General features: G+C 62.7%; 27 protein-coding genes. 5 read left to right on the forward strand and 22 right to left on the reverse strand.

Going from position 1 to position 23,437, the window contains the following annotated elements:
* Positions 1 to 3: 3 nt before the first annotated feature.
* The 10 genes from flgK to flgB form a co-directional block, all read right to left on the reverse strand.
* Positions 4 to 1,650, reverse strand: coding sequence for a flagellar hook-associated protein FlgK (gene flgK, locus CKW09_RS14900; RefSeq protein ID WP_095098018.1), 1,647 nt, complete (start codon positions 1,648 to 1,650; stop codon positions 4 to 6).
* A 283-nt stretch (positions 1,651 to 1,933) separates the two neighbouring features.
* The gene (gene flgJ / locus CKW09_RS14905; RefSeq protein WP_095098021.1) at positions 1,934 to 2,878 is read right to left on the reverse strand and encodes a flagellar assembly peptidoglycan hydrolase FlgJ; all 945 of its coding nucleotides are present in this window, start codon (positions 2,876 to 2,878) and stop codon (positions 1,934 to 1,936) included.
* On the reverse strand, positions 2,878 to 3,978 hold the full coding sequence (locus CKW09_RS14910; RefSeq protein ID WP_095098024.1) for a flagellar basal body P-ring protein FlgI: 1,101 nt from the start codon (positions 3,976 to 3,978) through the stop codon (positions 2,878 to 2,880). Before CKW09_RS14910 ends, flgJ begins: the two co-directional genes overlap by 1 nt.
* Positions 3,979 to 4,021: 43 nt before the next feature.
* Positions 4,022 to 4,723, reverse strand: coding sequence for a flagellar basal body L-ring protein FlgH (flgH, locus tag CKW09_RS14915; RefSeq protein WP_061794696.1), 702 nt, complete (start codon positions 4,721 to 4,723; stop codon positions 4,022 to 4,024).
* A 76-nt stretch (positions 4,724 to 4,799) separates the two neighbouring features.
* Positions 4,800 to 5,582 carry a flagellar basal-body rod protein FlgG gene (flgG, locus tag CKW09_RS14920; protein WP_061794697.1) on the reverse strand — a complete coding sequence of 261 codons (783 nt, stop codon included), beginning with the start codon at positions 5,580 to 5,582 and terminating at the stop codon, positions 4,800 to 4,802.
* An 18-nt stretch (positions 5,583 to 5,600) separates the two neighbouring features.
* Positions 5,601 to 6,356 carry a flagellar basal body rod protein FlgF gene (locus CKW09_RS14925; RefSeq protein ID WP_061794698.1) on the reverse strand — a complete coding sequence of 252 codons (756 nt, stop codon included), beginning with the start codon at positions 6,354 to 6,356 and terminating at the stop codon, positions 5,601 to 5,603.
* Between the two features lie 12 nt (positions 6,357 to 6,368).
* Positions 6,369 to 7,592 (reverse strand): flagellar hook protein FlgE, encoded by a 1,224-nt coding sequence (gene flgE / locus CKW09_RS14930; RefSeq protein WP_061794699.1) that lies wholly within the window; start codon positions 7,590 to 7,592, stop codon positions 6,369 to 6,371.
* A 62-nt stretch (positions 7,593 to 7,654) separates the two neighbouring features.
* Positions 7,655 to 8,332: a flagellar hook assembly protein FlgD gene (gene flgD / locus CKW09_RS14935; RefSeq protein WP_061794700.1), complete on the reverse strand. Its 678-nt coding sequence runs from the start codon at positions 8,330 to 8,332 to the stop codon at positions 7,655 to 7,657.
* Between the two features lie 15 nt (positions 8,333 to 8,347).
* A complete protein-coding gene (flgC, locus tag CKW09_RS14940) occupies positions 8,348 to 8,752 on the reverse strand; it encodes a flagellar basal body rod protein FlgC (RefSeq protein ID WP_061794701.1) in 405 nt (134 codons plus the stop codon).
* Positions 8,753 to 8,757: 5 nt separating this feature from the next.
* A complete protein-coding gene (gene flgB, locus CKW09_RS14945) occupies positions 8,758 to 9,171 on the reverse strand; it encodes a flagellar basal body rod protein FlgB (protein WP_061794702.1) in 414 nt (137 codons plus the stop codon).
* Positions 9,172 to 9,331: 160 nt separating this feature from the next.
* Here flgB and flgA point away from each other — a divergent pair, with 160 nt between their 5' ends.
* From flgA to CKW09_RS14970, 5 genes are all read left to right on the forward strand, one after another.
* The gene (gene flgA / locus CKW09_RS14950; protein WP_061794772.1) at positions 9,332 to 9,985 is read left to right on the forward strand and encodes a flagellar basal body P-ring formation chaperone FlgA; all 654 of its coding nucleotides are present in this window, start codon (positions 9,332 to 9,334) and stop codon (positions 9,983 to 9,985) included.
* A 128-nt stretch (positions 9,986 to 10,113) separates the two neighbouring features.
* The gene (gene flgM / locus CKW09_RS14955; protein WP_095098027.1) at positions 10,114 to 10,425 is read left to right on the forward strand and encodes a flagellar biosynthesis anti-sigma factor FlgM; all 312 of its coding nucleotides are present in this window, start codon (positions 10,114 to 10,116) and stop codon (positions 10,423 to 10,425) included.
* A gap of 41 nt (positions 10,426 to 10,466) precedes the next feature.
* On the forward strand, positions 10,467 to 10,901 hold the full coding sequence (locus tag CKW09_RS14960) for a flagella synthesis protein FlgN (RefSeq protein WP_061794704.1): 435 nt from the start codon (positions 10,467 to 10,469) through the stop codon (positions 10,899 to 10,901).
* A gap of 207 nt (positions 10,902 to 11,108) precedes the next feature.
* Positions 11,109 to 11,483: a type II toxin-antitoxin system RelE/ParE family toxin gene (locus tag CKW09_RS14965; RefSeq protein WP_095098030.1), complete on the forward strand. Its 375-nt coding sequence runs from the start codon at positions 11,109 to 11,111 to the stop codon at positions 11,481 to 11,483.
* Positions 11,476 to 11,778, forward strand: coding sequence for a helix-turn-helix domain-containing protein (locus tag CKW09_RS14970; protein WP_061794706.1), 303 nt, complete (start codon positions 11,476 to 11,478; stop codon positions 11,776 to 11,778). The genes CKW09_RS14965 and CKW09_RS14970 overlap by 8 nt, the downstream gene beginning before the upstream one ends.
* Positions 11,779 to 11,787: 9 nt before the next feature.
* On the opposite strand, the gene CKW09_RS14975 is transcribed toward CKW09_RS14970, so the two are convergent.
* The 12 genes from CKW09_RS14975 to cheW all read right to left on the reverse strand — a co-directional run bounded on the left by CKW09_RS14975 (position 11,788) and on the right by cheW (position 23,428).
* The gene (locus CKW09_RS14975; RefSeq protein WP_061794707.1) at positions 11,788 to 12,192 is read right to left on the reverse strand and encodes a flagellar protein FlhE; all 405 of its coding nucleotides are present in this window, start codon (positions 12,190 to 12,192) and stop codon (positions 11,788 to 11,790) included.
* The gene (gene flhA, locus CKW09_RS14980; protein WP_095098033.1) at positions 12,192 to 14,270 is read right to left on the reverse strand and encodes a flagellar biosynthesis protein FlhA; all 2,079 of its coding nucleotides are present in this window, start codon (positions 14,268 to 14,270) and stop codon (positions 12,192 to 12,194) included. Before flhA ends, CKW09_RS14975 begins: the two co-directional genes overlap by 1 nt.
* Entirely contained in the window at positions 14,263 to 15,414 is a 1,152-nt protein-coding gene (flhB, locus tag CKW09_RS14985) for a flagellar biosynthesis protein FlhB (protein ID WP_095098036.1), read from the reverse strand. Before flhB ends, flhA begins: the two co-directional genes overlap by 8 nt.
* 125 nt (positions 15,415 to 15,539) lie before the next feature.
* The gene (gene vapC, locus CKW09_RS14990) at positions 15,540 to 15,938 is read right to left on the reverse strand and encodes a type II toxin-antitoxin system tRNA(fMet)-specific endonuclease VapC (RefSeq protein WP_019452963.1); all 399 of its coding nucleotides are present in this window, start codon (positions 15,936 to 15,938) and stop codon (positions 15,540 to 15,542) included.
* Positions 15,938 to 16,171 (reverse strand): type II toxin-antitoxin system VapB family antitoxin, encoded by a 234-nt coding sequence (vapB, locus tag CKW09_RS14995; RefSeq protein WP_061794711.1) that lies wholly within the window; start codon positions 16,169 to 16,171, stop codon positions 15,938 to 15,940. The genes vapC and vapB overlap by 1 nt, the downstream gene beginning before the upstream one ends.
* Positions 16,172 to 16,297: 126 nt before the next feature.
* Entirely contained in the window at positions 16,298 to 16,942 is a 645-nt protein-coding gene (cheZ, locus tag CKW09_RS15000) for a protein phosphatase CheZ (RefSeq protein ID WP_061794712.1), read from the reverse strand.
* Between the two features lie 10 nt (positions 16,943 to 16,952).
* Positions 16,953 to 17,342, reverse strand: a complete 390-nt coding sequence (gene cheY, locus CKW09_RS15005) for a chemotaxis response regulator CheY (RefSeq protein WP_006326141.1) — start codon at positions 17,340 to 17,342, stop codon at positions 16,953 to 16,955.
* 103 nt (positions 17,343 to 17,445) lie between these two features.
* Positions 17,446 to 18,495 carry a protein-glutamate methylesterase/protein-glutamine glutaminase gene (locus CKW09_RS15010; RefSeq protein ID WP_061794713.1) on the reverse strand — a complete coding sequence of 350 codons (1,050 nt, stop codon included), beginning with the start codon at positions 18,493 to 18,495 and terminating at the stop codon, positions 17,446 to 17,448.
* Positions 18,495 to 19,367: a protein-glutamate O-methyltransferase CheR gene (gene cheR / locus CKW09_RS15015; protein WP_095098039.1), complete on the reverse strand. Its 873-nt coding sequence runs from the start codon at positions 19,365 to 19,367 to the stop codon at positions 18,495 to 18,497. The genes CKW09_RS15010 and cheR overlap by 1 nt, the downstream gene beginning before the upstream one ends.
* 28 nt (positions 19,368 to 19,395) lie before the next feature.
* Positions 19,396 to 21,021 (reverse strand): methyl-accepting chemotaxis protein, encoded by a 1,626-nt coding sequence (locus CKW09_RS15020; protein WP_061794715.1) that lies wholly within the window; start codon positions 21,019 to 21,021, stop codon positions 19,396 to 19,398.
* 80 nt (positions 21,022 to 21,101) lie between these two features.
* The gene (gene tsr, locus CKW09_RS15025; protein WP_095098043.1) at positions 21,102 to 22,772 is read right to left on the reverse strand and encodes a methyl-accepting chemotaxis protein; all 1,671 of its coding nucleotides are present in this window, start codon (positions 22,770 to 22,772) and stop codon (positions 21,102 to 21,104) included.
* 155 nt (positions 22,773 to 22,927) lie between these two features.
* Positions 22,928 to 23,428: a chemotaxis protein CheW gene (gene cheW, locus CKW09_RS15030; RefSeq protein WP_061794773.1), complete on the reverse strand. Its 501-nt coding sequence runs from the start codon at positions 23,426 to 23,428 to the stop codon at positions 22,928 to 22,930.
* Positions 23,429 to 23,437: the final 9 nt, after the last annotated feature.

Here is a 23,437-nt window from a genome sequence, read left to right on the forward strand (position 1 = left end):
AAATCAACGAATGTTCAACAGCGCGTCGAACATCGAGCTGGCGGTTTGAATCACCTGCGCGTTAGCCATGTAATACTGCTGGAAACGCAACAGTTCACCGTACTCTTCGTCCAGGTTGACGCCGGAGATCGACTGCTGTTGCTGGGTCAGCTGCGTCACGATGTTGGCCTGCGAGGTGGTGGCCACCTTGGCGGAGGCGGTCTGGTTGCCGATGCTGCTGACCATGCCGGCGTAGGCGCCGCTGAAGGTCGCTTTGCCGTCCACCAGCTTCTTGGTTTGCAGATCGATCAGCTTCTTGGCGTTCTCGTTGTCGCCCCGACCGCTGTCGTCCTTGCCGGCGGCGGCGATTTTCGACGAGTCGCTGAGGGCGACCGTCAGGCTGCCGGCCACGTCGCTCACCGGCTTCACGGTGAAGCTGTCCTTGGCCCGGGGGGTGCCGTCGATGCCGATCTGCAGCCCGTCAAAGCTCAGCGTCGGCTTGCCGTCGGCGTCGGTGCCCGCGGTGGCGTTGACCTTGACGTTGTCCGGCAGCCGGCTTACCTGCCAATTGCCGCCGTCGAACTCGACGCGATAGTCGTTGGCCTTCACCTTGCCGGTATCGGTATAAGACACCGACAGCGCGGCGTCGCCGGCATTGCGGGTATTGTCCACCACCCGGCCGCCGCCGAAGCTGAAGAAATCGGCGCCGGCGTCGCCGTTCAGATCGAAGCCTGCGCGGTGCTGTTGGTTAAAGTTGTCCGCCAACGCCAGCGCAATCTGGCCCAGCTGATTGCGCGCGCCGTCCAGCGTTTCGCTGCGGAACTTCAGCACGCCGCTCAGGCTGCCGCTGTTGATCTGCCCTTCCGGCACTTCGCTGGCGCCGTGGCCGCGATCGTAGCCGAGGGTCAATCGGGAAGGATCGCTGCCGGAAGGCACCGCCGCCACCTGATAAGTGGCGCTGCCCTGCACCAGGGTCAGGCCGTTGGCGAAGGAAAGGGTGTAAGCGTCGCCATCCTGCTGGGTCACCTGCACGCCAACCACCTTGTTCAGCTCGGTCACCAGCTGGTCGCGCTGATCCAGCAGGGCGTTCGGTTCGCCGCCGCTGCCGCGCAGGCGGGTGATTTCGTCGTTCAGCCTGGCGATCTGCTGGCTATAGCCGTTGATCTGCTGCGCGCTGTCGCCGATCTGCTGATTGACGCCGCTGTCCATATCGCGCAGATATTTATCGGTGTTGTTGAACTGGTTAACCAGGCCGTTGGCCTTGCCCAGCACCGTCTGGCGCGCCGCGTCGTCGCCGGAGTTGCTCACCAGATTCTGCAGGTTGGTGAAGAAATCCTGCATGTTGGTCGACAAGTTGTTGGTTTTGCTCGCCAGCAGGTTGTCGATCTGGGAAATTTTTTGGTAATAGGCGCCCTGCGCCTCGGCATTGCCCTGCGCGCTGCGCAACTGGTTGCTGATGAACTGGTTGTATTCGCGGTTGACGCTGGTGACGGTGACGCCGTTGCCGATAAAGCCGTTCATGGTGCTCAGGCCGCCGTTCTGCGCCAGGATGGCGGTCTGGCGGTTATAGCCGGCCACGTTGTAGTTGGAAATGTTGTTGCTGACGGTGCTGAGCGCCACCTGAGCCGCATTCAGCCCGCTCATGGCGGTGTTGATTAAGCTATTGGACATCGGGATTCCTTATGCTGCGGCGCCTGCGGCCCACAGGGTTCAATTAATCTGCTGAGCCTGTTCGCTCAGCCTGTCTCGGTTATCGGCAAAAACGGGAAAAACTTGAGGAAAAAAAGCGGCCATGCGGTCAGCATCCAGCCAGCCTTCATTACCGCCCATCCCCTAAATAATCGGCGTCGCAGCAAGGCGACAAGCAAGGGCGTCCCCGGGAGCCTGGTCAAACCGAGTGACCGGGGCAAGCTTGTGCAGTCAACGCCGCTGCGGCGTCAAGAATGACGGGGCTTTAGAACAGATCTTTCAGATCGTGGGTATAGGCCCGCACCGCCTGCTCGCCGGCGCTCTTCATCTGCCGGATCACGCCGACCAGCTTGCTGGCGTACTGCGGATCGGTGGCGTAGCCCGCCCGCTGCAGGGCGTGCGCCGCCTGCTCCGGGCTGCGGGCGGCGGCCACGTCGGCATAGCGCGGGTTGCTGGTCAGCAGCCTGACGTAGTCGGCGATCGCTTCGACGTAAGATCCGTAAACGCGGAATTTCGCCTTGATCTTCTTCGCCGCCCCCTGCTCGAACTCGGTGGTGGTGATTTCCGTTACCGGGCCGCTCCAGCCGGCGCCGGCCTTGATACCGAACAGGTTGTAACTCGGCGCGCCGTCGGCGGTCGGAATTTCGCGCTGGCCCCAGCCGGATTCCAGCGCCGCCTGCGCCACGATCAGCTGATGCGGAATGCCGCTCTGCTGGCTGGCGACACGCGCCGGGATCGCCAGGCGAGCGACGAAGTTGCCGTTGTTCAACGACAGCGGCGAGACCGCCGGCGGCGCTTTCGGCACCGCCCGGCGGAGGATCTGCTCCAGCGCCGGGTTCGGCAGCGTCCGCAGTACCTCATGATCCAGCGCCATCGGCGACATGCCCGCCGTTTCGCTCGGCACGGCGTTGGCGTTGCTCATCTGCCTGACCATCATATCGGCCAGCCCCAGCCCTTTCTGCGACATCTGCTGGGCGATTTGCTGGTCATACATCGAGGTATAAAGCCGGGTTTGATCGCTGCTCAGCACCCCGTCCTGCGGCAGCGCGGCGCGCATGCTCTTCAGCATCATCTGCACGAACATCCCCTCGACCTGCTGCGCCACCTGCTTCAGGTTGCCCTGCGGGTCGGCCGCCGCGTCGCGTTTCAAGCCGTTCAGCGCCTGGGCATCATAGGCCGCGCCCGACATGGCCATCAGATCGCCGGCCATCAGATAATTTCCAGCTTGGCGCGCAGGCAGCCGGCGCTCTGCATCGCCTGCAGGATCGACATCAGGTCGATCGGCGTGGCGCCCAGCGCATTCAGCGCGCGAATGACGTTGTTCAGATTGGCGCTGGCGTTAACCTTCTGCAGCGATCCGCCCTGCTGCTGCACCGATATCTGGGTGTTCGGCGTCACCACCGTCTGCCCGCCGCCAAACGGCGTATTCGGCTGGCTGACGGTATTTTGCCGATCGACCACCACCGACAGGTTGCCTTGCGCCACCGCGCAAGAGTCCAGGATCACATCGCGGTTCATCACCACCGAACCGGTGCGCGAGTTGATGATCACCTTGGCGTCGATCGCCCCGACGCTGACGTTGATATTCTGAATTTCCGCCAGGAAGCGCACCTGCGAGCTGTTGCCCTGCGGCACCAGCACCTGAATGGTGCGGGCGTCGAGCGGTGAAGCGGTGCCGCCGCCGCGCTGGCGGTTGATGGCGTCGCTGATCTGCTGCGCCAGGGTGAAGTCTTCGTCATTCAGCTGCAGGTTGATAACCCCGCCGCTGCCGAAGGTGGTCGGCAGTTCGCGTTCGATGGTGGCGCCGTTGCTGATGCGCCCGCCCGCCAGCTGATTGACCTGCACGCTGCTGCCGCCGGCCGTCGCGCCGGCGCCGCCCACCAGCACGTTGCCCTGCGCCAGCGCGTAGACCTGGTTATCCACGCCTTTCAGCGGCGTCATCAGCAAGGTGCCGCCGCGCAGGCTTTTGGCGTTGCCCATCGAGGACACCACCACGTCGATATTCTGCCCGGTGCGCGAAAACGGCGGCAGCCTGGCGGTCACCATCACCGCCGCGACGTTTTTCAGCTGCATGTTGGTGCCCGGCGGCACGGTGATGCCCAGCTGCGACAGCATGTTGCTCAGGCTCTGGGTGGTGAACGGCGTCTGCATGGTCTGGTCGCCCGAGCCGTCCAGCCCCACCACCAGCCCATAGCCGATCAGGGCGTTGTCGCGCACCCCTTGCACCGTCACCAGATCGCGGATGCGCTCCGCCGCCGCCGCCAGACTTATCGTTCCGATCAGCAAAGCCATCAGGAATTTTTTTATCATTGGAACCTCATTCGCCTTAGCCAAAAAGCGTTATAGCCTGAACTCAAAACGGGGAAACATTTAAGAAGAAGCGCTGCAGCCAGCCCATGGTTTGCGCCTCGTTGATATAGCCGTTGCCGACGTATTCGATGCGCGCGTCCGCCACCTGGGTGGAGGTGACCGAGTTATTGCCGCTGATGGTGCGCGGGTTGACCACGCCGGAAAAACGGATGAACTCGGTGCCCTGATTGATGGCGATCTGTTTTTCCCCCACCACGTGCAGGTTGCCGTTGACCAGCACCTGATTGACCGTCACGGTGATGGTGCCGCTGAAGGTATTGTTAGCGTTGGCCCCGCCCTTGCCGCCGAAGGTGCTGTCGCCGGAAATGTCCATGTCGGCGCGCGCGTTGCCCAACAGGCCGTCCAGATAGCGCGGCGAGGTGGCGACGCCGAATTTGCTGGCGCCGTTGCGGCTGGCGTTGGCGGAGGAGCTTTTGCTGGCGCTGACGTTTTCCTGCAGCACGATGGTCAGGGTATCGCCGACGTTGCGCGGGCGGCGATCTTCAAACAGCGGCTGATAGCCGTAGTTCATCGGCTGCACCGTCTGGAAAATTGAGCCGTTCGGCACCGGCGCCCCCGCCGGCGCGGGCTGCGCCGTGGTCGCACCGTCCACCAGCGGTTTGTGCGGTATGTAAGCGCAGCCGCTCAGCGTCAGCATCACCATTCCCGCCAGCCAGCGTTGTCCCTGCCGCGGCAGGATTGCCATCGAATATGTGGTTACCACGGGTATCGCCTTTGTTTCACTAAATGGGGTTACGGGCGCAGCAGGCTGCGCCCGTCAATTACAGCTGCGTCAGTTTTTGCAGCATCTGATCGGAGGTCGATACCGCCTTGCTGTTGATCTCGTAGGCGCGCTGGGTCTGGATCATATTGACCAACTCTTCCGCCACGTTGACGTTGGAGGTTTCCACGTAGCCCTGATACAGCAAGCCGGCGCCGTTCAGCCCCGGCGTGCTCTCGTTCGGCGCGCCCGAGCTTTCGGTTTCCTGATACAGATTCTCGCCGACGCTTTCCAGGCCGCTGTCGTTGACGAAGGTGGTCAGCGTCAGTTGCCCTACCTGCTGGGCGGCGGTTTGCCCCTGCTGGGTGACGCTGACGATGCCGTCGCGCCCGACGGTGATGCTCAGGGCGTTGGCCGGAATGGTGATGGCCGGCTGCACCTGAAAACCGCTGGCGGTCACCAGTTGGCCGTTCTGATCGATCTGGAACGAGCCGTCGCGGGTGTAGGCCTGGCTGCCGTCCGGCAACATCACCTGGAAGAACCCCTGCCCTTTAATGGCGACGTCCTTGCTGTTGTTGGTCTGCGACAGGTTGCCCTGGCTGTGCAGGCGTTCGGTAGCGACCGGGCGCACGCCGGTGCCGATCTGCAGGCCGGAAGGCAGCGTGGTTTGCTCGGAGGACTGCGCCCCCGGCTGACGCATGGTCTGGTACAACAGGTCTTCAAACACCGCGCGTTGGCGTTTGAAGCCGTTGGTGCTGACGTTGGCCAGGTTGTTGGCGATCACGTCCATATTGGTCTGCTGCGCGTCCAGACCGGTCTTGGCAATCCATAACGATGGGATCATTGATTATTTCCTTGCTGCTTAACTCAATGAGAGCAATGAGTTGGCGCGCTGTTCGTTTTCATCCACGCTGTGGATGACCTTCATTTGCATTTCGAAACGGCGGGCGTTGGCGATCATGTCGACCATGGTCTCCATCGGCTTGACGTTGCTGCCTTCCAGCACCCCCGGCATCACCCGCACCAGCGGATCGTTCTGCAGCAGGTTGCCGCGCTGCCGCTGGGTTTCCGGCGTTGGCCGGAACAGACCGTCGTCGCCGCGCATCACCTCGCGCGCGTCGGCCTTCACCAGTTTCAGGCGGCCAATCTGCGCGATGGTGTTCGGCGGGTCGCCGGCATTCAGCGCCGAAATGGTGCCGTCGGCGGCGATGGTTACCTCCGCCGACGGCGGCACTTCGATCGGCCCGCCGTCGCCCATCAGCGGCATGCCCTGCACCGTCAATTGCCCGGTGGAAGAGATCTGGATATTGCCGTTGCGGGTGTAGGCCTCACCGCCGCCCGGCAGGCTGACCGCCAAAAAACCGTCCTGCTGCAGCGCCACGTCCAGCGGGCGCGCGGTGTAATTCAGCGCGCCCTGGCTCATGTCGGCGCCCGGCGTCGAGGCGGTGACCAGCGTACGGGTCGCCAGGCTCGGGCCGTCAACCGGCACCGCGCGCAGCGCCGACAGCTGGGCGCGAAAGCCCGGCGTCGCGGCGTTGGCCAGGTTGTTGGCGGTGACCGCCTGTTGGTCCAGCGTCTGCCGCGCCGCACCCATCGCGGTATAAATCGCGTGATCCATAAATCAATCCTGTTAGCGCAGGCTGACCAGCGTCTGCAGGATCGAGTCCTGCGTCTTGATGGTCTGGGCGTTCGACTGATAGTTGCGCTGGGCGACGATCATGTTCACCAGCTCCTGGCTGAGATCGACGTTGGACGACTCCAGCGCGCCGCTGGCCAGTTTGCCGAGGCCGCCGCTGCCCGCCAGGCCGACGCGCGGCTGGCCGGAAGCGCCGGTTTCCTGCCAAACGTTATCGCCCTGCGAAGACAGGCCTTCCGGGTTGGAGAAGTTGGCCATTACGATCTGGCCCAGCACCTGGGTCTGCTGGTTGGAATAAATCCCCACCACCGTGCCGTCGTTGTTGATCTGGAAGTTGGTGTATTCGCCGGCGGCATAACCGTCCTGCGCCACCTTGCTCACCGAGTCGCTGCCGACGTTTTGCTGCATGCTGCCGGCGAAGCTCAGGGTGAAGTTCTGCGCCGGCGCGCCGTCTTTGGCGGCCATCGGGATCAGCATGTTGAAGTCGCCGGCGGCGCCCTGGGCGCTGGTGGTGCTCACCAGGTTGCCGCTGGTGCTGAATTCCATGGTGCCCGCGTCTACCGGCGCCGCGCTGCCGTCCTGGGTATAGACCTGCCACTTATTGTTTTCGGTCTTCACGAAGTAGGCGTTGATGTTGTGCGCATTACCCAGCGAATCGTAGGCGGTGATGGTATTGACGTAGTTGTAGCTGTCCTGCTTGGTCGGATCGAAGGTCTTGTTTTCCGGCACCTTGTGGGTGGATTTCAGGTTGGCCACCATCTCGCCCGAGGTGGACGCCTTGGCGTTCATCATGCCTTCGGGAATGCTCAACGGCACCGGGTTGGCGCCCTGTTGAATGGTCGGCGGCGTGCCGGCCGCCGGGTAACCGGTCAGCTGCAGCCCCTGCATGTTGGTCAGGTTGCGGTTCTCGTCCAGCTTGAACTGGCCGTTGCGGGTGTAAAAAATGCCGCCGTCCTTGTCCTGCATGCGGAAGAAACCGTTGCCGGTGATGGCGACGTCCAGCGCGCGGCTGGTGCCGGTGGTGGTGCCGCCCTTGAAGTTCTGGGTGATGCCGGACACCTTGACGCCCAGCCCGACCTGCGAACCGGCGAACATGTCGGCAAAGGACACGCTGCCGGATTTGAAGCCGGAGGTGGCGGAGTTGGCGATGTTGTTACCGATCACGTCCAGGTTGGTTGCTGCCGCGTTCAAGCCGCTGACTGCCTGAGAAAAGGCCATGTTATTCTCCGAATAGTGGTCAGGCTATCGTCCGATTGAGCCTGATGAAACAAGGAATGGGGTTATAAAATCTGTCGCACTTCTTCCAGGGTGGCGCTGCCCGCCAGGCCGAGATCCAGCCTGGCGCCGTTCGCGTCGCGGATCACGCCGTTGACCATGCCGAAGTGCAGGCTGCGCGCCACCAGTTGCTCGCCGTTGCCCTTGGCGTTGACAGCCACTTTGTAGGCGCCGTCGGGCGCGGTGCTGCCGTCGTCCAGCGAACCGTCCCAGGTAAACGCGTGCACGCCGGCGGTCAGGCCGCCGATCTCGATGGTGCGCACCACCTGGCCGCTGGCGTTGGTGATGGTGGCGGTCACCCGATCGGCGGCGCGCTCCAGCTCGACGCCAAACGGCGTGGTGCTGATCTTGCCGTCTTTGCTGCCCGCCAGGATGTTGTTGCCGGGCACCATCACCCCGTGGCCAATCAGCGCGCTGGCCTGCAGCGACTGGTTGCTGTTGATTTGGCCTGAGATGGAGCCCAGCGTGGTGTTGAGCTTCTCGATGCCCTGCACCGTGTTGATCTGCGCCAACTGCGAGGTCAGCTCGTTGTTCTGCATCGGGTTGGTCGGGTCCTGATTCTTCAGCTGCGCCACCAGCAGCGTCAGGAAGCTGTTGCTCAGGTCCTGGCTGTTGGTGGTTTTGCCGTTGGCGCCGATGAGCGTGTCATCCAGCGATGCATTGGTAGTTGGGGCCACTGACATGGCGATATCTCCCGGTTACTGACCCAGCGTCAGGGTTTTCATCATCATCGACTTGGTGGTGTTAAGCACCTCGACGTTGGCCTGATAGCTGCGGGAGGCGGAAATGGTGTTGACCATCTCGCCCACCACGTCGACGTTCGGCATGCGCACATAGCCCTTGGCGTCCGCCAGCGGGTTACCCGGCTGATACACCAGCCGCTCCGGCGCCGGGTCGTCCACCACCTGCGCCACTCGCACGCCGCCGGTCGGCTGGCCAGGCGCCGCCGCCACTTCGAACACCACCTGCTTGGCGCGATAGGGCTGGCCGTCCGGGCCGGTTACGCTGTCGGCATTGGCCATGTTGCTGGCGCTGACGTTCAGGCGCTGCGACTGCGCGGACAGGGCCGAGCCGGAGATATCGAAAATATTCAGTAAAGACATGAGCCTTATCCTTGTTGCAGCACCGACATCATCCCTTTGATCTGACCGTTGATCAGCGTCAGGTCGGTCTGATATTTCAGGCTGTTATCGGCAAAATGGGTACGCTCGCGATCCATGTCCACCGTGTTGCCGTCCATCGACGGCTGATCCGGCACCCGGAACAGTAAATCGAGCTGCGGCGGCTGCATGTTCTGCGCCGGTATGTGGCGCGCCGCCGTCAGGTTAAGCGCGATGCCGCCGCCGCTGACGCGCCCCTGTTCCAGCACTTTATTCAGCTGGCTGGCGAAATCGATATCCCGCGCCTGATAGCCCGGTGTGTCTGCGTTGGCGATGTTAGCGGCCAAAATTTCCTGCCGCCGGGCGCGCAAGTTCAGCGCCTCTTGACCAAAGCGCAGAGCAGCGTCCAGTTTGTCGAGCATGCCCCCTCCGCGAGGTTAGAATTTGGAGCCGACAGCATAAACGCCCGCAGCGCCAGCCTATCGCGGGAATAAGGGCAAAATGGGTCGCTATTTGTCTGCTTAGCCAGCGCGTCGTACGGGTACACTTACGCGCATCCCGATGAAGCTTGAGAAGAGAATGATGAAAGGTAAAATGCTGCTGCTTGCCGGGCTGCTGTGCAGTCCTGGCGCCCGCGCCGAAGGTCTGGCGACGCAAATCGAAAGCTTCATCAAGGGGCGCTTCACCGACGCCGCGGTGCAGGTCAAGGTGCGGGTGCGCACCCCGCCGGCGCAGTGGCCGCAGTGTGCGGCGCCGCAGCTGTCGCTGCCGTCGAACGCCCGCTCATGGGGCAATATCAGCGTCTCGGTGCGCTGCGGCCAGGAACGGCGCTTTATTCAGACCCAGGTGCAGGTGATCGGCCGTTATCTGGTCTCGGCGCGCGGCATCGGCGCCGGCAGCCGCCTGACTGCGGCGGATCTGCAGCTGAAAACCGGCCGGCTGGATACCCTGCCGCCGCGCACCCTGACGACAACCGGCAAAGCGCTCGGCGCCGTCAGCCTGCGCAATATCAGCCCCGGCCAGCCGCTGACCTTCGCCATGCTGCGCCGCGCCTGGGTGATCAAGGCCGGTCAGCGGGTGCAGGTGAGCGCCCGGGGAGAGGGGTTCAACATCAGCGGCGCCGGCACCGCGATGAACAACGCCGCCGCCGAAGACGGCGTACGCGTGCGCATGGCGTCGGGCCAAATCGTCAGCGGCGTCGCCGGCGAGGATGGCGGCATCCGCATTGCGTTATAAAAGTGTAAAGGTTTGCCGAACCTTGCCGATAAGAAAAATAGAGGCAGTATTTTATTGGCCACCAGGGCCGCAAAATTATCATTGCAGCGCCGTCGCCGCTACGGCGATGGCGCAGATGGAGATTGACCATGAGTATCGATCGCACCCAGCGGCTGCAACCTGTTCCAACGGTGCAACCGCGTGAAACTCCCGCCGACAATCCGCTTCAGCCGCGCAAAGCCGCTACGGCGGAAACGGCCGTCGGCGGCACCCAGGTAAAGCTGAGCGATGCGCAGGCGCGCCTGATGCAGCCGGGCACCCAGGATATTGACATGGGCCGGGTAGAAGCCATCAAGCAGGCGATCCGCAGCGGCGAGCTAACCATGGACGCCGGTAAAATCGCCGACGCGCTGCTGCAGGATGCGCAACGCGATGGCCACTGGAACGCCGGGCGCGACTGAACGCGCAGCGGCAGGGAAAATCTGAAGGATAATCAACCACCATGGAAAACCTGGCAAAACTGCTGGATAAGCTGCTGGAAACGCTGCAGGCGCTGGATACGGTGCTGGCGGAGGAACACCATCTGCTGTGTTCGGGCCAGTTGCCCGGCGTGGCGCTGCAGCGCGCCACCGACGCCAAGAGCCAGCTGCTGGCCACCGTCGCCTACCTGGAGCAGCAGCGCCTGGGTGCCGAAAACGCCCACCGGCAACGCGCGCCTTATGCCGACCAGCCCCCGCTGGCGGATCGTTGGCAACGGGTGCAGCAACTGAGCCAAACGCTGCGCGAGAAGAACCAGCACAACGGCATGTTGCTCAATCAGCAGATCGATCACAACGCCCAGGCGTTGGCCATCCTCAGCAAAAACAGCAAATCGCTGTACGGACCGGATGGCCAATCGCGCGGCAATAGCCTGCTGGGGCGTAAAATCGGCGTCTGAACCCTCTTCTTCGCCCGGGGCCGCCGGGCGTGCGCAGCCGATCGCACCATCACTCTACACTCTGCCGTTTACCGCTGTTTATTCGCGCAGCATCACGCATCCTTTACGTTAACGCCTTGCCTGCGCCAGCCGGGTCCGCAACCCTGCGTCGGTTTTTAAACCCCTTGATCTATACCCTAATCGGGTATAAATTTCACAGGAGAATGAATGACCGACATTTACCTCACCAAAACCTTCCAGGCCTTCGCCGCCGGTGAACGCATCCGCGATGCCGCGATAATAAAAGCCGCGCGCGAAATGCAAAATCAGCTGTATGACGCCAACCTCGGCGGCTGCGCATATAAAAAACGCATCGCCCGCCCCGGCGGCGGTAAACGCAACGGCTATCGCGTGCCGATCGCCTTTTGCGATGAAAATCGCCTGTTTTTCATGCGCGGTTTTGCCAAAAGTGAGAGAGAAAACATCAGTACGGATGAGTTACAGGGATTGAAACATCTGGCTGCGCTGTATCTGGATTATTCGCCTTTCAGACTCTACCAGTTGGTCAACAACAAGGAATTAAGGAGGCTAAGCGATGAGTAAAATTCTTGCCGAGATCCACCAGGAAGTTCAGGGCCTGCACCGCGCCGGGTTTGTCGATGACGTCACCATGCGCACCTTCGACATGCTGTGCCTGCGGCCGGTCAAGCACTATGGGCCGGAAGACATCCGCGCGCTGCGCGAACGCGAAAACGTCAGCCAGCCGGTGTTCGCGCTGTATCTGAACGTCAGCAAAAAAGCGGTGCAAAAATGGGAGCGCGGCGAAGCGCAACCGAACTCCGCCGCCATGAAGCTGCTTTCTCTCATCGACCGCAACGGCCTGGCGATACTGGCCTGAGGCGTTCGGTCACTGATAGTTGACAATCACCTGATTGCCGATCACCCGCAGCGGCGGATTCAGCCCGCCGCGCGACTGCACAAGATAAATAAAACGCAATTCCACGTTGGCCGGTTCGCCCTGCAGCCCACGGCTGGTGCCGCTGCCGCCGCCCAGCGGGATGCAGCGGCTCGGGGTGCACAGCTGCGCCTGCAGGCCGGCCGGTTCGCCCGACAGCAGGCGATAGCGCCAGCTGACGCTGGTGATGCGCGCATCGGCGTTCGGCAGCGCATTCGGCGGGCGCAAGGCGTCCGACGCGTCGCGCACGCCGCCCTGCTCCAGCGTCACGCCGGCCCCCTCGGCCACCCAGGAGCCGGACACCGCCAGGGCCAGGGACGGCGCCAGTAAAAACAGTATCGTCAGCCAGGCTTTCATTATGCGGCTCCAATGGTCGAGGTCATGCGGATTTGCCGATCGTCGTTGATTTCCAGATTCGACAACACCGCCATTTGCGGCAGGCTGCGGCGCAGGAACCGCGCCAGCAACGCCCGCAGCGCATGGTTGACCAGCAGCACCGGCGGCGCGCTGAGCATTTCCTGCCGCTGCAACGCCTGCTTCGCCTGGTCCAGCAGGCGATCCGCCAGCCCCGGCTCCAGCCCGCCGCCGCCCTGCAGCGCCTGCAGCAGCAACCGTTCCAGCTGGGTGTCCAGACCGATGACCTGGATCTCGCCGTGGCCCGGGAACCACTGTTGCGTGATGGCCCGGCCCAGCGCCACCCGCACTACCGTGGTCAGTTCGTAAGGATCGCTCTGCGTCGGCGCATGCTCCGCCAGCGTTTCGATGACGGTGCGCATATCGCGGATTGAAACCCGTTCCGCCAGCAGATTCTGCAGCACCTTATGCAGCGTGGTCAGCGACACCACGCCCGGCACGAAGTCTTCGGTCAGCTTCGGCATCTCCTGCGAGACGCGATCCAGCAGCTGTTGCGTTTCCTGGCGGCCAAACAGCTCGCTGGCGAACTGGCCAATCAGGTGATTGAGGTGCGTGGCCACCACCGTGCTGGCCTCGACCACGGTAAAGCCCTGGATCTGCGCCTGCTCGCGCAGCGCGCTGTCGATCCACACCGCTTCCAGCCCAAAGGCCGGATCGACGGTTTTGTCTCCCGCCAGTTCGCCCACCGCGTTACCGGGGTTAATCGCCAGCCAGCGGCCCGGCTGCGCCTCGCCGCTGCCGATTTCCACCCCTTTCATCAGGATGCGGTAGCCGGCGGGCGGCAGTTCCAGGTTATCGCGGATGTGCACCACCGGCGGCAGATAGCCCATGTCCTGAGCGAACTTCTTGCGAATGCTGCGGATGCGCCCGAGCAGCTCGCCGTTCTGCTGGAAATCCACCATCGGGATCAACCGATAACCGACTTCCATGCCCAACGGATCCTCCAGCTGCACGTCGGACCAGCTGGCCTCGGCAGCCTGCGGATTTTCCTGCGCCGCCGGCGCTTCCGCCGCCTTCGGCGCCTGCTGCTCGCGGCCGCGCAGCCACCAGGCCAATCCCAGCAAGGCGGCGGTAAACAGCAGGAACACCAGGTTCGGCATGCCCGGCACCAGGCCCAGCAGCCCCAGCACCGCGGCGCTGAGCAGCATCACCCGCGGGTTGTTGAACAGCTGGCCGACCATCTGTTCGCCCACGTCCTGATCGGTCGCCACCCGGGTGACTATCACGCCGGCCGCGGTGGAGATCACCAGCGCCGGGATCTGCGCCACCAGGCCGTCGCCGATGGTCAGCAACGTGTAGCTTTCCGCCGCCGCCCCCAGCTCCATGCCGTGCTGGATCACGCCGACCAGCAGGCCGCCGACCACGTTCAGCACCATGATCATCAGGCCGGCGACCGCGTCGCCGCGCACGAACTTGCTGGCGCCGTCCATCGAGCCGTAGAAATCCGCTTCCTGGGTCACTTCGGCGCGGCGCTTCTTGGCCTCGTCTTCCCCGATCAGACCGGCGTTGAGATCGGCGTCGATCGCCATCTGCTTGCCCGGCATGCCGTCCAGCACGAAACGCGCGCCCACTTCGGCGATGCGCCCGGCGCCCTTGGTGATCACCATAAAGTTGATCAATACCAGAATGATGAACACCACGATGCCGATGGCGAAGTTGCCGCCCACCAGGAAGTGGCCAAAGGCCTCGACCACGCGGCCGGCGGCGGCCGAACCGGTATGGCCTTCCATCAGGATGATGCGCGTCGAGGCCACGTTAAGCGACAGCCGCAGCAGCGTTGAGAACAGCAGAATGGTCGGGAAGGCGGCGAACTCCAGGGTGCGCTGGGTAAACATCGCCACCAGCAACACCATGATCGACAGCGCGATATTGAAGGTGAACAACAGGTCGAGAATGAACGCCGGCAACGGCAGCACCATCATCGACAGGATCATCAGGATCAGTATCGGGCCGGCCAGCACCTGCCACTGCGTATCTTTAAAATTACCCGGCAAACGAAGCAGGGAGGCCAAATTAGCCATCAGAGTTACTCTCTCCAGCAAAGTCCAGTGCTTCCGGCACCGGTAAACGTTCAGGTTTTTTCGGGATCAGACCGCCCTCGCATCGCCAGCGGCGCAGCCGGTAAACCCAGGCCAATACCTCGGCGACCGCGGCGTACAGGGTGGCCGGGATAGGTTGCCCAATCTCGCTGTGTCGATACAGCGCGCGCGCCAGCGGCGGCGCCTCGAGCAGCGGGATGCGGTGTTCAGCGCCCAGTTCGCGGATGCGCAGCGCAATCTCGCCGGCCCCCTTGGCCAGCACTTTCGGCGCGCTCATTTTCTGGTCGTTGTACTGCAGCACCACCGCGTAGTGCGTCGGGTTGGTGACGATCACGTCGGCCTTCGGCACGTCGGCCATCATGCGGCGCCGGGCGATCGCCCGCTGTTGCTGGCGAATGCGCCCCTTGACGTGCGGGTCCCCTTCCTGGTCCTTGAACTCGTCGCGGATATCCTGCCTGGTCATCTTCAACTTCTTGAAGTGGCTCCACAGCTGATAAAACACGTCGAACGCCACCATCGGCGTCAGCCCCAGCACCACCAACAGGCCGCAAAAAATAATCATCTGCAGCGCATTGGCCAACGCATCGAGCGGCTGTTGCGTCACCAGGTGCAGCATCGCCGCCCAGTTGTGCCACAGATACAAACCGGTGACCCACCCCACCAGCGTCGCCTTCAGCACGCCCTTCAGCAGCTCCGCCAGCACCTGGCTGGAGAAGATGCGCTTCAGCCCGGACAGCGGGTTCATGCGCTTCAAATCAAACTTGATCGACTTGCCGCTGAACAGGATGCCGCCCAGCAGCATCGGCGCGGCGATCGCCACCAGCACCAGCCCCGCCATGATAGGCAGCAGCGCCCAGACCGCCTGGCGCAGCAGCATGCCCAGCTGGCGCAGCATTTGTTTGTCGTTGCTGACCATGCCGTGGTCGAAATGCAGCCCCTGGGTCAGCATCATCGCCAGCTGTTGCGCCATATTGCCGCCGGACAGCCAAACGATCGCCAGCCCGGCCACCAGCATCAGCACCGAGGTCAGCTCGCGCGAACGCGGGATCTGGCCATCTTCGCGCGCCTTTTCCAGCCGATGGGGCGTGGGGGCCTCGCTTTTTTCCAGATCGCTGTCTTCAGCCACGCGCCGTTCCTGTACCGGGAGGGAATAGAATGGCGGTCAGCATGCCAAAAAACTGCCGATGTCATTGATGGAACAGCGGGGAAAAAGGCGGGTTATTTAGGGGATGGGGCAATCAAGGGGAGACGTTACAGCCAATTTTCCAGCCGTAAGCCATCAACGCGCTCAAATTCGCGTCGGTTATTGGTCACCAGAATCAATCCTTCGCTGCGCGCATGCCCAGCGATATGCAGATCGTTTACGCCAATAGGCGTTCCCTGACGCTCCAGCGCAGCCCGAATGTTGCCGTAGTGCGAAGCCGCTTTGGCGCCGTAATCGAGAATGTCCAATCGGGAGACAAAATCCTCAACCACTCTCGCGTTAACCGCCGGACGCGAGCTTTTCTCCACTCCGTGAACCAATTCGCCATAGGTGACCGACGAAATGACCATTTTGCCCGCATAGCGATTGAACGCCTCCAGCACTTCCAGAGGCCGGCGCTTGATGACATAGATAACAATGTTGGTGTCCAGCATATGGCTGAACATCAAAACTCTTCCCGCTCGCGCTGGTGTTGCCCGGCGCGTTCATTGAGGAAGTCATCGCTCACCTCATTTTCCGCGCAGAAGAAACTGTCCCAGGTATTCTCCAGGGGGGCAAGAATGCGCTCTTTGCCCACTACGCGGACGGTCACTTTAGAAACGGTATCAGGGAAACGCACCTCTGTAGGCAAGCGTACAGCCTGTGTCCGATTATTGGTAAAGACAGAACCTAACGTCATGGCGACCTCCTTTAACTGGAGTACAAATTATAACCGCCATGATGTATATAGCAATGCTATATACATTAATCTTTGCGGGACACAGCGCAACTTGTCGGGGCGCGCCGTCGCGCGCCCCGACAAGGGTCAAAAACCGAGGCTGTCGAGCAGATCGTCGACCTGCGCCTGGTTGGCTATCACGCCGGCGCCGTTCTGGTCGAGCTGCGGGCCGTTGAGCAGGCTGTCGTTCGGCCGCTTCTCTTTCACCGGCTGTTCCGGAATATTTTCCATCAGCACCATCAGCAGCTGTTTTTCGATCTCCTGCACCACGTCCATCATGCGCTTGATCACCTGGCCGGTCAGATCCTGGAAGTCCTGCGCCATCATGATTTCCAGCAGTTGAGCGTTGGTGAACGCCGTGTGCCCCGGTACCTGATCCAGATACGCGCGGGTATCGGTAACCAGCGAACGGGCGTCGGCCAGGTCGATCGGGTTGGCGAACCATTCATCCCAGCGTCCTTTCAGCGCATCGGCTCCGGACTCCAGCTCCGCCTGACGCGGCTGCGCCGCCTCCACGCAGTTCAACGCCCGTTCCGCCGCCTGCGCCGTCATGGTCACTACATAGTCAAGACGGTCGCGCGCATCCGGGATCGCCTCTGCCGCCTGGGCGATCGCCTGATCGAGCCCCAGCTCGCGCATGCTGTCGCGCAGCATGCGGGTCAGTTGGCCGATGCGGGAGATGATCTCTCCCGCGGTCGCTGCATCGCTGGCAGGCATTGGAATCTCTCTCATCGCCCTCTCCTTACATGCCCAGTTTTTCGAAAATCTTATTGAGCTTTTCTTCCAGCGTCGCCGCCGTAAAAGGTTTCACCACGTAACCGCTGGCGCCGGCCTGCGCCGCCGCGATAATGTTTTCTTTTTTGGCTTCCGCCGTCACCATCAGCACCGGCATGGCGGCCAGCGCGCCGTCGGCGCGAATGGTCTGCAGCAGTTCAAGGCCGTCCATGTTCGGCATGTTCCAGTCGGACACCACAAAGTCGAAGCCGCCGGCGCGCAGCTTGTTCAGCGCATCCGCGCCGTCTTCGGCCTCTTCGACGTTATTGAAGCCCAGCTCTTTCAGCAAATTCCTGACGATGCGGCGCATAGTGGAAAAATCGTCCACCACCAGAAATCTGAGATTCTTGTCTGCCATTGCTACTCCTGAAGTTTTTAACCGTTTTAATGGTGCAAAATAGCGGCCCGCCCAACGGCGGCCGCTGACCCGATGCCCGCAGGGTTGGCCCTGCGGAATAAAATCAAATGCGCAGCGCCTGGCCGCCGGCGATCTGCGCCAGCATCCGCTGGCTGATGCGTTCCAGCTCCACCACCTCGCTGACGCCGCCGCCGGCGATGGCTTCGCGCGGCATGCCGAACACCACGCAGCTGGCCTCGTTTTGCGCCAGGGTATAGGCGCCGGCGCGGTGCATCTCCAGCATGCCGGCGGCGCCGTCGTTGCCCATGCCGGTGAGGATCACCCCGACCGCATTGCGGCCGGCGTACTGCGCCACCGAGCGGAACAGCACGTCCACCGACGGGCGGTGACGGTTAACCGCCGGGCCGTCGTGCAGCTTCACCTGGTAGTTGGCGCCGCTGCGCGTCAGCTCCAGATGGCGATCGCCCGGGGCGATATAGGCGTGGCCCGGCAGCACGCGTTCGCCGTCTTCCGCCTCTTTCACCGTGATTTGGCACAGCTTGTTCAGGCGTTCGGCGAACGAACGGGTAAAGCCCGGCGGCATATGCTGGGTGATCAGCAAGGCCGGGCTGGTGGCCGGCAGCGGCTGCAGCACCTGGCGGATCGCCTCGGTGCCGCCGGTGGACGCGCCGATGGCGATCAGCTTCTCGCTGCTCAGCAAAGGCGCATGGCTGAGGATCGCCGGCGCCGGGCTGGTGGAACGCTGCGGCAGCCGCGCCTTGGCGGCGGTGCGGATCCTCTCGGCGATCAGCTCGCTGTAGGCCAGCATGCCTTCGCGAATGCCGAGCTGCGGCTTGGTGACAAAATCCACCGCCCCCAGCTCCAGCGCGCGCAGGGTGATCTCCGAGCCCTTGCCGGTCAGCGACGACACCATCACCACCGGCATCGGCCGCAGCCGCATCAGCTTTTCGAGAAAATCGAGGCCGTCCATGCGCGGCATCTCGACGTCCAGCGTCAGCACCTGCGGGTTAAATTTCTTGATCAGATCGCGCGCCACCAGCGGGTCCGGCGCGGTCGCCACCATCTCCATGTCGGCATGGCCGTTGACGATCTCGGTCATCAGTTGGCGCATCAGGGCCGAATCGTCTACGCACAACACTCTGATTTTATTCATTACCTCTCCTTGGTCAGCCCATACACGGTCTGCCCACGCAAGTAGAAATCCCGGCTGATCTGGCTGAAATTCTCCGAGTGACCGGCAAACATCAGCCCCCCCGGCTTAAGCAAGGGAACGAAGCGGCGCAGGATGCGCTCCTGCGTCGCCTTATCGAAATAGATCATGACGTTGCGGCAGAAAATAGCGTCGAACTGCCCCGGCAGCGCCCATTCCGGCGCCAGCAGGTTCAGCGGCTGGAAGTTCACCCGCGCCGCCAGATCCGGCCGCACCCGCACCAGCCCCTGATGCGGCCCGGTGCCGCGCAGGAAATAGCGCTGCATCTGCGCCGGCGTCAGGGTGCGCAGATCTTCCTGGCGATAGACGCCCGCCTCGGCCTTCTCCAGCACCTGGGTATCGATGTCGCTGGCCCACACCTGGCAGCCGGTGGCGCGCTGCCCCAGCGCCTCGCTGAGGGTGATGGCGATCGAGTAAGGTTCTTCGCCGGTCGACGCCGCGGTGCTCCAGACGCTGTAGCCGTTGGGCCGCGAGCGCGCATGCTCCGCCAGGATCGGGAAGTGATGCGCCTCGCGGAAAAACGCCGTCAGGTTGGTGGTCAGCGCATTGATGAACGCCTGCCATTCGGCGCTGTGCGGGTCGCTTTCCAGCAGCGCCAGATAATCGCCGAAGTCACTCAGGCCCAGCAGCCGCAGGCGGCGCACCAGGCGGTTGTAAACCATCTCGCGTTTGTGCTCCGCCAACACGATGCCGGCGCGCTGATAGATCAGCTGGCTGATGCGACGAAAATGCACGTCCGACAGCGGCAGGCGCTGCACCATTTGCGTCGGCAACGACGCCGGGTCTCGATTCTGGGTTGAGGGCGCCTGCTTCATGCCTGCTCGCTCAGGTAAAACGGGTTGCTTATGCGCTTTGACAATCTGGGGCTTCCTTTACCGCGGGTGAAACTGCGTCATGACTGTTACCTGGCGCGGCGACGTTATCGTCCGCCAGACGGAATACCGACACCGCGTCCGCCAGGGTGATGGCCTGATCCTCAAGGGCGGCGGCGGCCGAAGCGGCCTCTTCCACCAACGCGGCGTTCTGCTGGGTCACCTGGTCCATCTGGGTGACCGCCTGCGTTACCTGCTCAATGCCGCGGCTTTGTTCATCCGAAGCCGAGGCGATTTCCCCCATGATGTCGGTCACCCGGGTCACCGAACGCACGATGTCCTGCATGGTGGCGCCGGAGTTTTCCACCAGCACCGAGCCCTGCTTAACGCGGCTGACCGACTCGTCGATCAGGCCTTTAATCTCTTTTGCCGCCTGGGCGCTGCGGCTTGCCAGATTGCGCACCTCACCGGCCACCACCGCGAAGCCGCGGCCCTGTTCGCCGGCGCGCGCCGCTTCCACCGCCGCATTGAGCGCCAGAATATTGGTCTGGAAGGCGATGCCGTCGATCACGCTGGTGATGGCGCCGATCTTCTGCGAACTGTTGGCTATCTCGTGCATGGTGGTCACCACGTCGCCGGCCAGCGCGCCGCCCCTGGCGGCGGTGGCGGAGGCGTCGCGCGCCAGCTGGGACGCCTGGCGGGCGTTGTCGGCGTTTTGCTTCACCGTGGCGGTCAGCTGTTCCATGCTGGCGGCGGTTTCCTCCAGCGAAGCGGCCTGCTGCTCGGTGCGCGAAGAAAGATCGTTATTGCCTTCGGAAATCTCCTGCAGGCCGATCAGTATCGATTCCGCGCCGTCGCGCACCGCGCCGACGGTGCCGATCAGCGACTGCTGCATGCGCTGCAGGCCGGCGAACAGCTGGCTGATTTCGTTGCGGCCGTACACCTGGATCGGCGCGGCCAGATCGCCGGCGGCGATGCGGTCAAAATGGCTGCGCATGATGTTCAGCGGCTGCACCAGCATGGTTCGCAGCCACCACATGGCGCTGCCGGCGACCAGGATCAGCATCAGCACCGCGCCGGCCACCAGCCAGCCGGACAGCGTGAAGGAGAGCTGATTGGCGCCGTTGGCCTGGTTAACCTTGTCGTTCACCAGCTGCAGATACTGCACAAAATCGGCCTCGAACCGATCCTGGGTTTTCTGCGTCGGCTGATCCATAAACGCCTGCAGATTATCGTTCTCCAGGAAGCCGATCAGCTCGCGCAGCGCGCCGCGCAGGCGCTGATAGCTGGCCCGGGTGGCTGCGGTCAGCTGCAGTTCCTGCTCGCTGGTGCGCTCCACCGCCAGAAACTGATTGAAATAGAGGTCGGCTTTTTGCAGTGAACTGCGGGCATTGCCCATCAGCGCGTTCACCTGATCCTGCGGCAGCTTCAGCGCGGCGCGGGTGCCGGCGCGGTTCAGGGTGTTGCGCGCCTGCAGCAGCGACACCCAGCTCAGGCTGAGCGCATCGCGCTGCTGGCTGCCGAGGGTGATAAGGTTAAGGTTGTGGTTATCGGATCGAAAAGCGGTATAGGACAGGCCGCTGGTGGCCAACTGCATAACGCAAAAAGTCATCAACAACAGAAACAGACTGGTAGAGACGCGGATTCGGTTAAACACGGTGAACCTCCTTGCGGCCGGCCACAGGCCCGCCTACGTAGGGAAAGGGGCCTCTGCGCAAAAGAGAGGCCCAGTGCCGGTCAGAACGTTTCCCAGTTATCCTGCAGATCGCTGGCGTTCATTTTTTTATGATTGATTGCCGGGGTTAGCGCCGCCTTGCTGCCGGCGGGCGCTTTGAATTCCTCCTGCCCCTCCGCCCTCAGGCGGAACACCGCCACCGACTGGGTCAGCATGCTGGCCTGTTCTTCCAGCGCCGCCGCCGCCGAGGCGGACTCTTCCACCAGCGAGGCGTTCTGCTGGGTGACGCGGTCCATCTCCGCCACCGCCTGGCCGACCTGATCGATACCGCGGCTTTGTTCATCCGACGCCGAGGCGATTTCGCCCATGATGTCGGTAACGCGGGTGACCGCATTGACGATATCGCCCATGGTTTCACCGGCGCTTTCCACCAGCACCGATCCCATATCGACGCGGCTGACCGAGTCTTCGATCAGACCCTTGATCTCTTTCGCCGCCTGGGCGCTGCGCTGCGCCAGATTGCGCACTTCGCCGGCCACCACCGCGAAGCCGCGGCCCTGTTCGCCGGCGCGCGCCGCTTCCACCGCCGCATTCAGCGCCAGAATGTTGGTCTGGAAGGCGATGCCGTCGATCACCCCGGTGATGTCGGCGATTTTCTGCGAGCTGCCGGCGATGTCGTGCATGGTCTGCACCACGTTGGCCACCACCTTGCCGCCTTTCTGCGCGGTTTCGGAGGCGCTGAGCGCCAGCTGCGAAGCCTGGCGGGCGTTTTCGGCGTTCTGTTTCACCGTGGCGGTCAGCTGCTCCATGCTGGCGGCGGTTTCCTCCAGCGAGGCGGCCTGCTGCTCGGTGCGCGAGGAGAGATCGTTATTGCCGGCGGCGATTTCCGATGCGCCGCTGTAGATGGCGTCGGCGCCCTGGCGCACGCCGCTGACGGTTTCGATCAGCTCGTTCTGCATGTGCTTCAGGCTGGCGGCCAGCACGCCCATTTCGTTGCGGCTGGTGACCGCAATCGGCTGGGTCAGGTCACCGGCGGCAATCTGTTTGATGTGTTCGATCATGCGGTTCAGCGGGCGCACCAGAATGTGGTGAATGCCGGTCCACACCAGTACGATCGTCGCCAGCACCACCAGCAGCACCACTCCCAGCGTCCACAGGGCCGAGGTGAACGAGCGGTTGCTGTCTACGACCGCGCCCTGATACAGCTTGTCGTTCTGCGCCAGATAGGTGTTGTAGATATCCTCAAAACCGTCCTGGTAGCTTTGCGTCGGCTGGTCGAAGAAGGCGTTGATTTTGCCTTCGCCCAACAGTTGGATCAGCTCCGACAGCGCGCCGTGCAGAACGCCGTACTGCTGCTTGAGCTTTTCTGCCGATGGCGCATCCTGGCGCGGGTCGAGCGGGATTTTTTCGTAGGCGGCGTAATGCCGCTCCGCCACCGTCAGCATGCTTTTCGCCGAGGTCAGCAGATCGTTGACGCTGGCGCCGCTGCCGATTTTATTGGCGTCCATCATGTAACGGATACCGGCGCGGTTCAGCGTGTTGCGGGTCTGCAGCAGGTTGACCCAGCTTTCATTCAGCTCAGACTGCTGCTGCCGAATGGTCTGCAGCACGGCGAAGTTTTCTTTGTCATTCTTCAGCGAGGAGAAAAATAGCCCGCCTGAAACCAGCTGCAAGGCGCCAAATAACACCAGCACCAGCAACAGGCTGGTTACCACCTTCATACGATTAAACATGATTTCCCTTGTTGAAAGCCCGAGCGGACAGGCTCTGTCTATGTTGAATGACAGGGTTATCGGCGCGGCGGGACAGAACTTTATGCGAGGGAGTCACTATTTTTGGCAGGGGAGCTAAAATGCCGGGGCCAGCGGGCTGGCCCCGGGAAACGCCATCAGGCGCTTTTCGCCACGCTGTCGACCAGCGACATCTCTTCGCTGCTCAGCAGTTTTTCGATATCCACCAGGATCAGCATGCGTTCGCCGAGCGAACCGAGGCCGGTCAGGTATTCGGTCGCCAGCGTGACGGCGAATTCCGGCGCCGGGCGGATCTGTTCGGCGGTCAGCGACAGTACGTCGGAGACGCCGTCGACCACGATGCCCACCACCCGCTGGCCAAAGTTCAGCACGATCACCACGGTGTTTTCATCGTAGGAGACGCCCTGCTGCGCGAACTTCACCCGCAGATCGATAATCGGCACAATCACGCCGCGCAGGTTGGTGACCCCTTTGATAAACGCCGGCGTATTGGCGATGCGCGTGACCTGATCGTAACCGCGGATCTCCTGCACCTTGAGGATATCGATGCCGTATTCCTCATTGCCCAGGGTAAAAATCAGAAACTCCTGACCTACCGTTTCGCCAGCCAGCTTGCTGACGGTTGCCAATCCTGCCATCTTGTTCAC

This window comes from Serratia ficaria, from assembly GCF_900187015.1.
Classification (GTDB): domain Bacteria; phylum Pseudomonadota; class Gammaproteobacteria; order Enterobacterales; family Enterobacteriaceae; genus Serratia; species Serratia ficaria.

Excerpts from the sequence above, each read along its gene's own strand:
- flgK (WP_095098018.1), bottom strand. The coding sequence starts at position 1,650 with ATGTCCAATAGCTTAATCAACACCGCCATGAGCGGGCTGAATGCGGCT.
- flgJ (WP_095098021.1), bottom strand. The coding sequence starts at position 2,878 with ATGGCCGGCGATCTGATGGCCATGTCGGGCGCGGCCTATGATGCCCAG.
- CKW09_RS14910 (WP_095098024.1), bottom strand. The coding sequence starts at position 3,978 with ATGATAAAAAAATTCCTGATGGCTTTGCTGATCGGAACGATAAGTCTG.
- flgH (WP_061794696.1), bottom strand. The coding sequence starts at position 4,723 with ATGGCAATCCTGCCGCGGCAGGGACAACGCTGGCTGGCGGGAATGGTG.
- flgG (WP_061794697.1), bottom strand. The coding sequence starts at position 5,582 with ATGATCCCATCGTTATGGATTGCCAAGACCGGTCTGGACGCGCAGCAG.
- CKW09_RS14925 (WP_061794698.1), bottom strand. The coding sequence starts at position 6,356 with ATGGATCACGCGATTTATACCGCGATGGGTGCGGCGCGGCAGACGCTG.
- flgE (WP_061794699.1), bottom strand. The coding sequence starts at position 7,592 with ATGGCCTTTTCTCAGGCAGTCAGCGGCTTGAACGCGGCAGCAACCAAC.
- flgD (WP_061794700.1), bottom strand. The coding sequence starts at position 8,332 with ATGTCAGTGGCCCCAACTACCAATGCATCGCTGGATGACACGCTCATC.
- flgC (WP_061794701.1), bottom strand. The coding sequence starts at position 8,752 with ATGTCTTTACTGAATATTTTCGATATCTCCGGCTCGGCCCTGTCCGCG.
- flgB (WP_061794702.1), bottom strand. The coding sequence starts at position 9,171 with ATGCTCGACAAACTGGACGCTGCTCTGCGCTTTGGTCAAGAGGCGCTG.
- flgA (WP_061794772.1), top strand. The coding sequence starts at position 9,332 with ATGAAAGGTAAAATGCTGCTGCTTGCCGGGCTGCTGTGCAGTCCTGGC.
- flgM (WP_095098027.1), top strand. The coding sequence starts at position 10,114 with ATGAGTATCGATCGCACCCAGCGGCTGCAACCTGTTCCAACGGTGCAA.
- CKW09_RS14960 (WP_061794704.1), top strand. The coding sequence starts at position 10,467 with ATGGAAAACCTGGCAAAACTGCTGGATAAGCTGCTGGAAACGCTGCAG.
- CKW09_RS14965 (WP_095098030.1), top strand. The coding sequence starts at position 11,109 with ATGACCGACATTTACCTCACCAAAACCTTCCAGGCCTTCGCCGCCGGT.
- CKW09_RS14970 (WP_061794706.1), top strand. The coding sequence starts at position 11,476 with ATGAGTAAAATTCTTGCCGAGATCCACCAGGAAGTTCAGGGCCTGCAC.
- CKW09_RS14975 (WP_061794707.1), bottom strand. The coding sequence starts at position 12,192 with ATGAAAGCCTGGCTGACGATACTGTTTTTACTGGCGCCGTCCCTGGCC.
- flhA (WP_095098033.1), bottom strand. The coding sequence starts at position 14,270 with ATGGCTAATTTGGCCTCCCTGCTTCGTTTGCCGGGTAATTTTAAAGAT.
- vapC (WP_019452963.1), bottom strand. The coding sequence starts at position 15,938 with ATGTTCAGCCATATGCTGGACACCAACATTGTTATCTATGTCATCAAG.
- vapB (WP_061794711.1), bottom strand. The coding sequence starts at position 16,171 with ATGACGTTAGGTTCTGTCTTTACCAATAATCGGACACAGGCTGTACGC.
- cheZ (WP_061794712.1), bottom strand. The coding sequence starts at position 16,942 with ATGAGAGAGATTCCAATGCCTGCCAGCGATGCAGCGACCGCGGGAGAG.
- cheY (WP_006326141.1), bottom strand. The coding sequence starts at position 17,342 with ATGGCAGACAAGAATCTCAGATTTCTGGTGGTGGACGATTTTTCCACT.
- CKW09_RS15010 (WP_061794713.1), bottom strand. The coding sequence starts at position 18,495 with ATGAATAAAATCAGAGTGTTGTGCGTAGACGATTCGGCCCTGATGCGC.
- cheR (WP_095098039.1), bottom strand. The coding sequence starts at position 19,367 with ATGAAGCAGGCGCCCTCAACCCAGAATCGAGACCCGGCGTCGTTGCCG.
- tsr (WP_095098043.1), bottom strand. The coding sequence starts at position 22,772 with ATGTTTAATCGTATGAAGGTGGTAACCAGCCTGTTGCTGGTGCTGGTG.
- cheW (WP_061794773.1), bottom strand. The coding sequence starts at position 23,428 with ATGGCAGGATTGGCAACCGTCAGCAAGCTGGCTGGCGAAACGGTAGGT.